An 11,919-nucleotide genomic window follows, 5' to 3' on the forward strand; every position below is an offset into this window, starting at 1 on the left:
GGCCATCGCGCCTATTTCCCTCGTCCCCGGCGCGGCATCCGCGCCTCAAGCAGAACTGGATATCGAACATGTGCGGCATCGTCGGCATCGTTGGAACCTCTGAAGTCGCGCCGGCGCTGTACGACGGCCTGACCGTGCTCCAGCACCGCGGCCAGGATGCGGCCGGCATCGCCGTCGCCAGCGGCACGGTCATGCGTGTGCACAAGGGCAACGGCCTGGTGCGCGACGTGTTCGACGCCAAGGCGATGGATCTGCTGCAGGGGCGTGTGGGCATCGCGCACTGCCGCTATCCCACCGCCGGCAGCGAAGGCCACGACGAGGCGCAGCCGTTCTACGTCAACTCGCCCTACGGCATCGCGCTCGCGCACAACGGCAATCTGGTCAACACCGACCAGCTGCGCCAGCAGGTGTTCGAGACCGACCGCCGCAACGTCAATACCGAGTCGGATTCGGAAGTGCTGCTCAACGTCTTCGCGCACGAGCTGGACCGCGAGAAGGCACTGACGCCGGAAGCCGCGTTCCGCGCGGTCGAAGGCGTGAACCGCCGTGCCAAAGGGGGTTATGCGGTCGTCGCCACGGTGCTGGGCCTGGGCCTGGTGGCCTTCCGCGATCCGCACGGCATCCGTCCGCTGGTGCTGGGCAAGCGCGAGACCGCCGAGGGCACTGAGTACGCGGTGGCGTCGGAGTCGGTCGCGCTCGACATCCTCGGCTTCGAGCGTCTGCGCGACGTCGAGCCGGGCGAGGGCATCGTGATCACGCCCCGCGGCGAGCTGCATCACCGCCCGTGCGCGCCGCAGCAGCCGCACGCGCCGTGCATCTTCGAATACGTGTACTTCGCGCGCCCGGATTCGATGATCGAGAACATCTCGGTGCACAAGGCGCGCATGCGCATGGGCGTGACCCTGGGCGAGAAGATCCTGCGCCTGCGGCCGGACCACGACATCGATACCGTGATCCCGATTCCCGACACCTCGCGCGACTCCGCGCTCGAGATCGCCAACGTGCTGGGCGTGAAGTACCGCGAGGGCTTCATCAAGAACCGGTACGTCGGCCGCACCTTCATCATGCCCGGGCAGGGCGAACGCGCGAAGTCGGTCAAGCGCAAGCTCAACCCGATTCCGCTGGAATTCCGCAACCGCGTCGTGCTGCTGGTCGACGACTCGATCGTGCGCGGCACCACGTCCAAGCAGATCGTGCAGATGGCCCGCGACGCCGGCGCCAAGAAGGTCTATCTGGCCTCGGCCGCGCCGCCGGTGCGCCATCCCAACATCTACGGCATCGACATGCCGTCGGTCGACGAGCTGGTGGCGCACAACCGCAGCGAGAAGGAGATCGAGGAATTCCTCGGCTGCGACTGGCTGATCTACCAGGATCTGGCGGATCTCGAGGCCGCGGTGTCGGGGCCGAAATTTCCCGAGCGCCGCTTCGACAGCTCCTGCTTCAGTGGCGAGTACGTCACCGGCATCGAGCCCGGCTACTTCGAGCGCCTGCAGCAGCTGCGCAGCGACGACGCGAAGAAGAAGCGGCGGGCGTGAACGCGGCGGTGGCCGCGGATGCGCGCGATCTGTTCGCCGCCGCGCAGCACTGCCTCGACGCGCGTGATCCCGACGCCAAGGTCGCGCTGACCCACGCCTATGCGCGCCGGTTCTCGGCCGGCGAGCTGCCGATCGATCCGGCGGCGCCGGCACCCGCACCGATCCGCATGCCGGGCCGCCCTGAGCGGCCGCGACTGGTGCATCCGCGCGCGCTGCCGCGCCGCGGCTTCGGCAGCACCGAAGGTCGCGCCGCCTTCATCCATGCGATCGCGCATATCGAACTCAACGCGATCGATCTCGGCTGGGACGCCGTCTACCGCTTCCGTGAGCTGCCGCCCGGGTACTACGCGGACTGGGTGCGTGTGGCCGACGACGAGGCCCGGCATTTCGTGCTCCTGCGCGACCGCCTGCGTGCGCTGGGCTTCGATTACGGCGCGTTCGACGCACACAACGGCCTGTGGGAGATGTGCGAGAAAACCGCGCACGACGGCATGGCGCGCATGGCGCTGGTGCCGCGTGTGCTCGAAGCGCGCGGACTGGACGTGACCCCGGGCATGATCGTCAAGCTGCGCTCGCTGGGCGACACCGACACCGTGACCATTCTCGAGCTGATCCTGCGCGAGGAGGTGGCGCACGTCGCCGCCGGCAGTCGCTGGTTCCGCTGGTTCTGCGCGCGTCGCGAGCTCGAGCCGAACGCCACGTTCCGTGCGCTGCTGGCCGACTACGCGCGCGCCGTGCTGCACGGCCCGTTCAACCTCGACGCGCGTGCGGCCGCGGGTTTCAGCGAAGAGGAACTGGCGGCGTTGCAGGCGGTCGACGCGGAGCGCCTGCAGGCCTAGCTGCGCCGGACCGTCGGGCCGCCGGCGCTTCAGGCGATCATCCCGGGACGTCCGCGCGGGCGCGCGTACGGGGCGCAGAGGCGTTTCCAGCATCAGCGGCCGTGCGGGGCTCGGCGTGCGGGGCGCGGCGGCATCCCGGAAGATCGTCGGCGCCGGACGCCGCTGCAGGAACGCTCGCGCGCGGCGGCCGGGGTGCCGGGAGCGACATTGCAGCCATGCGCGGGCGCTGCGCCGCGACGCGGCGACGTCACGGCAGAAGCCGTGCGCGCGGCCCGAGCGTGCCGGTTACGACGCGCGGGGCAGCGCCGACAGGTCGAGGCGTCCGTCGGCGTCCGCGCGCAGCACCGAGCCCTGTTCGAACCAGTCGCCGAGCACGATGCGGCGACATGCGCGTCCCGCGACCTGCACGGCGTGGATCGCCGGACGGTGGGTGTGGCCGTGGATCATCGTGTCGACGCCGTAACGCGTGAACCATTCGTCCACCGTGGCCGGGTCCACGTCGGTCACCGTCTCCATCGTCCCGGCATCGCGCAGCGCGCCGGCGCGGGCCTGGCTGGCGGCGCGCGCCTGCTGGGCGAAGGCCAGCCGGGCGGGCAGGGGCTGGGCGAGCATCTGGGCCTGCCAGCGCGGATCGCGCACCTGGCGGCGGACGGCCTGGTACTCGACGTCGCCGGTGCACAGCAGGTCGCCGTGGGTCAGCAGCACCGGCGTGCCGTCGAGCAGGATCACCGCCGGATCGGGCAGCAGGACCATGCCGGCGCGCTGTGCGTACGCGCGGCCCACCAGAAAGTCGCGGTTGCCGTGCATGAACGACACCGGCACGCCCGCATCCGCGAGCGCCGCCAGACGTTCGGCCACCGCAGCGCCGGCCTCGGACGGATCGTCGTCGCCGACCCAGGATTCGAACAGGTCCCCGAGGATGTACAGGGCGTCCGCACTGCGCGCTTCGCCGTCGAGAAAATCCAGGAACAGCGCGGTGATCTCCGGGCGTGCCGGATCCAGGTGCAGGTCGGAGATGAAGAGGGTCGCCATGGGCCGCATTGTAATCCGCGGGCGGGGCCGGTCCGGAGGCGCCGGTTAGAATGCGCGCTGTTTCCGTATCGAGCTTCGCGCATGGCCTGCCGCACCCGTTTCGCTCCCAGCCCCACCGGCTATCTCCACATCGGCGGCGCGCGCACCGCGCTGTACTGCTGGCTGGAAGCGCGACGTCGCGGCGGGCAGTTCGTGCTGCGCATCGAGGACACCGACCGCGAGCGCAGCACCCAGGCCGCGATCGACGCCATCCTGCAGGCGATGGACTGGCTGGGCCTGGACTACGACGAGGGCCCGATCTACCAGACCCACCGGCTGGACCGGTATGCCGAGGTCGCCGAGCAGCTCGTCGCCGACGGCAAGGCCTACTACGCCTACGAGACCAAGGCCGAACTCGACGCGATGCGCGAAGCGGCGATGGCGGCCGGCGAGAAGCCCCGTTACAACGGCGCGTATCGCGAGCGCAACGAGCCGAAGCGCGACGATCCCAACCGCGTGATCCGTCTGAAGAATCCGCAGGACGGCACCGTGGTGTGGGAGGACAAGGTCAAGGGCCGCATCGAGATCGCCAACAGCGAGCTCGACGATCTGGTGATCTTCCGGCCCGACGGCTACGCGACCTACAACTTCGCCGTCGTCGTCGACGATCTGGACATGGGCATCACCGACGTCGTGCGCGGCGACGACCACGTCAACAACACCCCGCGGCAGATCAACATCTACCGCGCGCTCGGCGCCGAGGTACCCGCGTTCGCGCACCTGCCGATGATCCTCGACGAGCAGGGCGCCAAGCTGTCCAAGCGCACCGGCGCGGCCGACGTCATGCAGTATCGCGATGCCGGCTATCTGCCGCACGCGCTGCTGAACTATCTGGTGCGGCTGGGCTGGTCGCATGGCGACCAGGAAATCTTCTCGATCGGCGAGATGCAGACGCTGTTCGATCTCGAGAACGTCAACGCCAAGGCCGCGCGCCTGGACATGGCCAAGCTCGGCTGGCTCAACCAGCAGTACCTGAAGTCCGATGATCCGGCGGCGGTGGCCGCGCATCTGGAATGGCATCTGCGCAGCGACGGCTACGACCTGTCCACCGGCCCGGCGCCGGCCGACGTCGTGGTCGCCCTGCGCGACCGCGTGCAGACGCTCAAGGAGATGTCCGAGCGCGCGGCGGTCTGGTATCGCCCGATCGCCGCCTACGATGAAAAGGCGGTCGCCAAGCACCTGAAGCCCGAAGCCCGCGTGCCGCTCACCGACGTCCGCGCACGCTTCGCCGCGCTGCCGGACTGGAACGTCGAGGCGATCGATGCGGCCTTCCGCGCAACGGTCGACACGCTCGGTCTCGGCATGGGCAAGGTGGCCCAGCCGCTGCGCGTGGCGATCACCGGGACGCAGGTGAGCCCGGACATCGGACACACCGTGTACCTGGCGGGGCGCGACGAAGCGCTGGCGCGCATCGGCGCGGCGATTGCGATGATTCCTGACGAGCAAGCAGTCTGAGTCGGCGCTGCACCGGGGCTTGCTCGGTGTACCCGGCGGTGTCGTTCCGCGTTCGAATGTCCGCGCACGGCTGAGGTCGTTCCAGGCTGCTCGAAGGCCGGCGCGCCTCGTCGCACCATCGGGCGCGGGCCACGGACGGGCGGCGTGTTCGAGCGGGGTCAAAGGCCGCGTCTCCGCATCCCGGAACGCGTGATGCGGCGGAAGTCCTTCGTCGGGCAGACCGGTCGGTCGGCTCACGTTTCCTGACTCGGCACTGGGGGCCGGCCCTCCGGTCGGCTTCGCCGTTCGCACTGCCGGCGTGGCCCGGCAACGACAACCCAGCCGCTCGCCGTCAGGCGATGGAACCGCCTGCACGTGTCTTACCGGGCTGCCGCCGACACGCCAAGGCGCGCCTCTCGGCTTCAGGCGCGGGCGCACGGCGGCGACTGGTCTGCGAGCGCGCGCGGCGTATCCGCGGCGCGCGGGCTCCGGGCGCGGGCGGACCACCGAAGCGACAGCCGGCTGATGTCGAGGGTGACGCGTCGGAGCCGGTGCGCTGACGTGGCAACTTGAGTCCTCGGCCCCCCACACCCATTATTGGATGCATGGCCAAGCACGACCACACCTGCACCGATCCGCACCACCACGTCGATGACGCGGCGGCGTTCGTGCGCGCGGTGGAGCACGCCTGCAGCGAACGCGGCCTGCGGCTGACGCCGATCCGCGCCTACGTGCTGAACCTGATCGCCGAGGCCGGCAAGCCGCTGAAGGCCTACGACCTGCTCGATCGCGTGCGCGAAGGCGATGGCCCCGGTGCCGCGGCCCCGCCCACGGTGTACCGCGCGCTGGATTTCCTGCTCGCCAACGGCTTCATCCACAAGCTGCAGTCGGTCAATGCCTTCGTCGCCTGTCACCATCCGAGCACCGCGCAGCACTCGGTGCCGTTCCTGATCTGCGACCGTTGCCACAGCGCGGTCGAGCTGGAGGACGAGGTCGTGGTCGCGTCGCTCGACGAACGCGCGCGCGCCCTCGGGTTCGTGCCGCAGGCGCAGACGCTGGAAGTGCACGGCCTCTGCGCGCAGTGCGCCGGCGCCTAGGCAGGACTCAGCCAGGCGAGGGCGGGTTCCGGGTGCCGTGATGATCGATCCGAGTCCGCGAAGCCTCGACGTCCATGCGCGCGGCCGTTAGCCGTTCGTTCCTGCCGTGCCGGTCGGCGGCCGGACATCGCGCGGGTTCCATGCCTGGCCGGCACGTTGCTGCCGGGGTTCGCGGCGCGCCCCGACGGAGCGACCTCGATGCCGGGGTGCCCGGCTGACGGTGCGCGGCCGCTGCCTCGCTGAGGGCGCCGGCAGAGCGCTGCGGTGCGGCTGGCCGCGCGGGACCGGCTGATCGGACCGCGCGGCGCCCTGCGCAATCATCATTCGCACGTCTCCGTTTCGTGCCGGACCGGTCCTGCCCGCGATGCGCGCGCGCCGGACGCGCCGGCTGCGCCTCGCATGAAAAACCCCGCGTCGCATGCACGGCGCGGGGCGGGACTGCGGTTGCGGAGAGAGAGCACCCGCAGCACACGCGGTGGGAGAGTCCGCGTTCTTGTTATGGTATATCATTACCGGAATGCGAAGCTCCTGTCGGGGTTTCGTTCGCCAACGCCACAGGAAGAACACGCTCCATGATCAAGACCCGTCATCCTCTCGGAACCGCCATCCGCTGCGTGCTGCTCGGCGCCGCGTTCGGCGCGGCGCCCGCGACCGCGTTCGCCGACACTGCACTCGACGCCGACGCCCAGGTCACCACCCTGCGCCCGATCCAGGTGATCGGCGTGTCGGAGGACTCGAGCCAGATCGCGGCGCCGTACAGCGTGGTGTCGGGTGACGATGTCGTCGCCAGCGGCGCGGCCACGATCGGCGAAGCGCTGAACGGGCAGCCGGGCGTGCACGCCGATACCTTCGGCGCCGGCGCCAGCCGTCCGGTCATCCGCGGCCAGGTCGGTCCACGCGTCAAGGTGCTCTCGGACAGCGCGTCGATCCTCGATGCGTCGGATATCTCGCCCGACCACGCGGTGACCGTCGATCCGCTGCTGAGCCAGCAGATCGAAGTGCTGCGCGGTCCGGCGACGCTGCTCTACGGCGGCGGGGCGATCGGCGGCGTGGTCAATGTGCTCGACAACAAGGTGCCCAGTCGTCTGCCGGAAAACGGCCTCGAAGGTCGCTTCGTCCTGCGCGGCAACAGCGTCGCGGACGAGAAGGCCTTCGGTGCCGAGGTGTCGGCGCAGCTGGCGCCCAATCTGGTGGTGCACGCCGAGTCCTCACGCCGTTCCACCGACGACTACCGTGCGCCGGGCCTGGACGAGGCGCGCGTCGACGGCTCGTTCACCGACTCGCGCAACAGCAGCGTGGGCCTGTCGTGGGTGACCGATCGCGGCTACGTGGGCCTGGCCTATTCATACCGCGACGAGGACTACGGCCTGCCGGGCCACAGCCACGAGTACGAGGGCTGCCACCCGCACGGCAGCGCGCTGCATTGCGGCAGCCACGACCACGACCACGATCATGATCACGACCATGACCACGGTGACGAGCACGACCACCTGGCCATGATCAATCTGGAGAGCAAGCGCTTCGACCTGCGCGGCGAGTACACCGATCCCTTCGCCGGCATTTCTCGCGTGCGCTTCCGCTCCAGTTACACCGACTACAGCCACGACGAGGTCGAGGACGGCGAGGTCGCGACCACGTTCACCAACAAGGGCCACGATTCGCGCGTGGAGTTCGAGCATGCGCCGCTGGGCAACTGGACGGGCGTGTTCGGCGTGCAGCACACCGATACGCAGTTTGGTGCGGACGGTCTGGAGGCCTTCATGCCGGACGTCGATACGCGCAGCACGGGGCTGTTCGTCATCGAGCATCTCGACCTGAGCGAGCAGTGGCACTTCGAGCTCGGTGCGCGTCACGAGTGGGTCAAGCACACGCCGGTCAATGATCCGCGCGGCCGTCCCGAGTACAGCGACACCGCCACCTCGTTCTCGGGTGCGGCGATCTGGAGCTTCGGCCCCGACTTGGCGCTGACGTTCTCGGCATCGCGTTCGGAACGGGCGCCGCATGCCCAGGAGCTGTATGCGCGCGGCGTGCATCTGGCCACCAATACCTACGAGTGCGGCCTGGTGCCCCATCCGCTGACCTGCGGCGGCGCGGCCAACAATGCCGACTACGGCAACGAGAAGTCGACCAACTACGAGTTGGCCCTGCGCCGTACCGCGGGCGACTTCACCTTCGGCGTGAGCGCGTTCGCCAATGATTTCGACGGCTACGTCTACGCCCGCACGCTGGACCAGTACGAGGACTTCCGCCTGATCAAGTACACCCAGGCCGACGCCGAGTTCCGTGGTTTCGAGGCCGAGGTGGGCTATCGCTTCAACGACATGTTCTCGATGACCGTGTTCGGCGACCGGGTCAACGCCAAGCTGGCCGACGGCGGCGGCAATCTGCCGCGCATTCCGCCATCGCGCGTCGGGACGCGTCTGAACGCCGACGTGGGCGCCTTCTCGGGCGAGATCGAGTACATCCGTGCCAGTGCCCAGCGCGACGTCGCGGATTTCGAGACCGAAACGCCGGGCTACGATCTGCTCAACGCCTCGGTCAGCTATCGGATTCTCGACGGCAATACGCGCCTGTTCCTGCGGGGCAACAACCTGCTCGACGAGCAGATCTGGAACCACACCTCGTTCCTGGCCAAGACCGTCCCGCTCCCCGGCCGCAATCTGACCTTCGGCGTCAGCGTCAACTTCTGAGGCGCGGCGGGTGACGTTGTACGAGCGCATCACCGCGCTCCATGGCCACCGGCCGTGGGGCGCGGTGCTCGACGCGGGCACCGGTCGCGCGTCGATGCGCTGGTTGCTCGGTCTGGAGACCGAGCGCTGGACGGCCATCACCGGTGCGCCGACGATGGCCGAGCAGACACGGGCCGAGATCAGCGACCGGATGCGCGAGCAGGACCGCCTGATCGTCGGCAACTGGGCCGATCCCGCACTGCTGGAAGGCGAGCGCTACGACGTGGTGCTCGCCGACTATCTGCTCGGCGCGATCGAAGGGTTCGCGCCGTACTGGCAGGATCGCCTGTTCGCCCGGCTGCGCCCGCTGGTGGGCAAGCGGCTCTACATGATCGGGCTCGATCCCTACGTGCACGGTGTGCCGGACAGTCCCGCAGGCCGCCTGGTCAACGAGATCGGGCGTCTGCGCGACGCCTGCCTGCTGCTGGCCGGCGAGCAGCCGTATCGCGAATACCCGCTGGACTGGTCGCTGCGTCACCTGGAGGGGGCCGGCTTCCGGATCGTCGATGCGCAGACGCTGCCGATCGGCTATCGCGAGCGGTTCGTCAACAGCCAGCTCGATCTGTGCATGACCGCGGTCGGCAAGCTGCGCGACCGCAGGCTGGCACCGCCGTTGCTCGCGCACATCGCCGATCTGCGCACGCGCGCGCTGTCGCACATCGCCGGGCAGGGCGCCCTGCAGCACGGGCACGACTACATCGTGGTGGCCGAGCCCGCCTGAGCGCGGCCGGTCATGCCCGAGGCGCGGCGACGGGTCGTCACAACGCCGTCGCCCGACTGTTATAGAATCACACTTGATGAAGAGGAGATCCTCCGTGCTGACCCCTGGCACCTCCGCGTCCCCCGACGCCCTGCGCCGCGCCGACCGCGTGGGGTTCGCCGCGTCGTTCCTGTGCGCCGTGCATTGCGCCCTGCTGCCGGTGGCGCTCGCGCTGGTGCCGGCGTTCGGCCTCAGCCTCGGCGGCTGGGTGGACATCGATCAGGCGTTCGTCGTGTTCGCCACGCTGCTCGGCGCCACCACGCTCACGCTGGGCTGGCGCCGGCATCGCGCCTTCCATGCTTGGGCGCTGCTGCTGCCGGGTCTGGCCCTGGTGTGGGCGGGCGCGTTCACCCATCTGCACGACCACACCATCACCCATGCGGTGGTGATGGCGGCTGGCGGTCTGCTGTTGGCGGCCGCGCACCTGATGAACCTGCGTCTGACCCACGCGCACCACCGCGGCTGACCGCCGCTTCCCGAGCCGGCCGCGTGATAGAATCCGCGGCCCTGTGCGCCCTCGTGGCGCACGTTCGCGTCTATCGCATTCAATTCGCAGCACATCAGGAGCAGACAATGGGCAAGGGCGACCGCAAGACCCTCAAGGGCAAGCGTTACAACGCGAGCTACGGCAATTCCCGTTCGAAGGGCGTCGTCAAGGCCGCCGGCACCGCGACCGCACCGGTCGTGAAGAAGGCCGCGACCAAGACCGTTGCCAAGGCGCCGGCCAAGAAGGCCGTTGCAAAGAAGGCGGCGCCGAAGGCCGAGTAATCCGGCCTCGCGTTGCACCGTCGAAAGCCCCGCACGCGCGGGGCTTTCGCGTATCTGGAGATGCGACCCGGTGCGCGAGTGTTGCATCGGCCCGGCCGCGCGGCGCCGGCGCTTCGCTGGAGACGTCCGGAGGCGCCGCGACGTCGAGGGCCGACGCCGCCGTCGGGACAGGGCGCGGTCCGCACGCGCAGCGCCCGGCCCGGGCCACCTGCAGCGCATCCCCGCGCGCCGTGCGGGTGCCTGGCGCCGGCTCAGACCAGGCGGCGCCCACCGGCATAGGACATGGCCAGCAACGCACCGCCGAGCCAGTATCCGAGCTCGGCCGGCTGGTCGATGCGCCAGCAGGCGAAGTCCGCGCGCTGGCCCACCGCCAGCCGGCCACGGTCGTCCAGTCCGAGTGCACGTGCGGCGTGCACGGTGGCGCCGCGAAGGGCCTCTTCCGGCGCGAGGCGGAAATGCGTGCACGCCAGCTGCATCCCCTGGCGCAGCGACAGCAGTGGCGCGGTGCCCGGATTGCAGTCGGTCGCCACGGCCATCGGCACCCCGGCGGCGCGGAACGCATCCAGCGGCGGCAGGCGCGTCTCGCGCAGCACGTGGAAGGCGCCGGGCAGCAGCACCGCCACCGTGCCTGCTGCGGCCATCGCGGCCACGCCTGCGTCCGAGGTGTACTCGACATGGTCGGCCGACAGCCCGCCGAACTCGGCCACCAGCGCGGCGCCTTCGCCATCGCTGAGCTGGTCGGCGTGCAGCTTGACCGGCAGGCCCAGTGAACGGGCGATCTCGAACACCCGCCGGGTCTGCGCGGCGCTGAACGCGATGCGCTCGGCGAAGGCATCGACCGCGTCCACCAGGCCCTCGGCATGCAACTGCGGCAACCAGGCGCAGACGGCGTCGATGTAGGCATCCGGCCGGTCCGCGAACTCCGGCGGCAGCGCGTGCGCACCGAGGAAGGTGGTGCGCACGGTGATTCCGAGCATCCCGCCGAGACGACGCGCGACACGCAGCATCTTGCGTTCGCTGTCCAGATCCAGGCCGTAGCCGGACTTGATCTCCAGCGTCGTCGCGCCGTCGGCGATCAGCGCGCGTGCGCGGGGCAGGGACTGCGCCAGCAGCGCGTCCTCGTCGGCGTCGCGCACCGCGCGCACGGTCGAGACGATGCCGCCGCCGCTGCGTGCGATGTCCTCGTAGCTCGCGCCCTGCAGGCGCTGCTCGAATTCGCCGGCGCGATTGCCGGCGAACACCAGGTGCGTGTGGCAGTCGATCAGGCCCGGCGTCACGCAGCCGCCCGTCTCGATCACCTCGGCCGCCAGCCGCGCCGGTGCATCCGGCAGGGCGCCGCGCGTACCGACGTGGACGATCACGCCGTCGCGCCAGCCGAGTGCGCCGTCTTCGATCAGGCCGTAGCCCGACGCGTCGGCGAGCGTGACCAGCGTGGCCCCCAGCAGCAGGCCATCCCAGGCCTCAGTCGCCACCGCCACCCCCGCCATCGCTGCCGCCCGCATCGTGGCCGTCGTGGCGCGCCGACGTCGCATCGCCTCCGGTCACGGCGCATGCCGCCGCGGAGCGGCGCGTGCGCGTCGACGCGCGGCTGGCGAAGATCGCAACCAGGCCGCCGATTACGGCCACCAGTGCACACAGTATCGCGATCGAACTTGGGCTCATCGGATGTTCCCGGCGGTCAGAACG

The 11,919-nt window shown here is 70.0% G+C and carries 10 protein-coding genes; 8 read left to right on the top strand and 2 right to left on the bottom strand.

All coding sequences use genetic code 11. The features are described 5' to 3' along the window. Positions 1 to 68 precede the first annotated feature (68 nt). Together purF and PQS31_RS05585 are read left to right on the top strand one after the other, a co-directional pair. Complete coding sequence (gene purF / locus PQS31_RS05580; RefSeq protein ID WP_272761675.1) at positions 69 to 1,535, top strand: amidophosphoribosyltransferase; 1,467 nt, start codon at positions 69 to 71, stop codon at positions 1,533 to 1,535. Further along, on the top strand, positions 1,532 to 2,374 hold the full coding sequence (locus PQS31_RS05585) for a ferritin-like domain-containing protein (RefSeq protein WP_272761676.1): 843 nt from the start codon (positions 1,532 to 1,534) through the stop codon (positions 2,372 to 2,374). The genes purF and PQS31_RS05585 overlap by 4 nt, the downstream gene beginning before the upstream one ends. A 285-nt stretch (positions 2,375 to 2,659) precedes the next feature. On the opposite strand, the gene lpxH is transcribed toward PQS31_RS05585, so the two are convergent. After that, positions 2,660 to 3,406, bottom strand: a complete 747-nt coding sequence (lpxH, locus tag PQS31_RS05590; protein ID WP_272761677.1) for a UDP-2,3-diacylglucosamine diphosphatase — start codon at positions 3,404 to 3,406, stop codon at positions 2,660 to 2,662. Positions 3,407 to 3,487: 81 nt separating this feature from the next. On the opposite strand from lpxH, the gene gltX reads away from it, so the two are divergent. The 6 genes from gltX (at position 3,488) to PQS31_RS05620 (ending at position 10,233) form a co-directional block, all read left to right on the top strand. Continuing rightward, a complete protein-coding gene (gene gltX, locus PQS31_RS05595; protein WP_272761678.1) occupies positions 3,488 to 4,900 on the top strand; it encodes a glutamate--tRNA ligase in 1,413 nt (470 codons plus the stop codon). 584 nt (positions 4,901 to 5,484) lie between these two features. Continuing rightward, positions 5,485 to 5,976 carry a transcriptional repressor gene (locus PQS31_RS05600; protein ID WP_272761679.1) on the top strand — a complete coding sequence of 164 codons (492 nt, stop codon included), beginning with the start codon at positions 5,485 to 5,487 and terminating at the stop codon, positions 5,974 to 5,976. A gap of 572 nt (positions 5,977 to 6,548) precedes the next feature. After that, positions 6,549 to 8,666 (top strand): TonB-dependent receptor, encoded by a 2,118-nt coding sequence (locus tag PQS31_RS05605; protein WP_272761680.1) that lies wholly within the window; start codon positions 6,549 to 6,551, stop codon positions 8,664 to 8,666. A gap of 10 nt (positions 8,667 to 8,676) precedes the next feature. Beyond that, positions 8,677 to 9,426: a class I SAM-dependent methyltransferase gene (locus tag PQS31_RS05610; protein ID WP_272761681.1), complete on the top strand. Its 750-nt coding sequence runs from the start codon at positions 8,677 to 8,679 to the stop codon at positions 9,424 to 9,426. 130 nt (positions 9,427 to 9,556) lie between these two features. Next, the gene (locus PQS31_RS05615; RefSeq protein WP_272762124.1) at positions 9,557 to 9,931 is read left to right on the top strand and encodes a MerC domain-containing protein; all 375 of its coding nucleotides are present in this window, start codon (positions 9,557 to 9,559) and stop codon (positions 9,929 to 9,931) included. 107 nt (positions 9,932 to 10,038) lie between these two features. Next, complete coding sequence (locus tag PQS31_RS05620; RefSeq protein WP_272761682.1) at positions 10,039 to 10,233, top strand: 30S ribosomal protein THX; 195 nt, start codon at positions 10,039 to 10,041, stop codon at positions 10,231 to 10,233. 251 nt (positions 10,234 to 10,484) lie between these two features. On the opposite strand, the gene hutI is transcribed toward PQS31_RS05620, so the two are convergent. Next, positions 10,485 to 11,705 carry an imidazolonepropionase gene (hutI, locus tag PQS31_RS05625; protein WP_272761683.1) on the bottom strand — a complete coding sequence of 407 codons (1,221 nt, stop codon included), beginning with the start codon at positions 11,703 to 11,705 and terminating at the stop codon, positions 10,485 to 10,487. Between the last annotated feature and the right edge of the window lie 214 nt (positions 11,706 to 11,919).

Origin of the sequence: Luteimonas sp. BLCC-B24, assembly GCF_028550595.1 — a bacterium.
Lineage (GTDB): Bacteria > Pseudomonadota > Gammaproteobacteria > Xanthomonadales > Xanthomonadaceae > Luteimonas.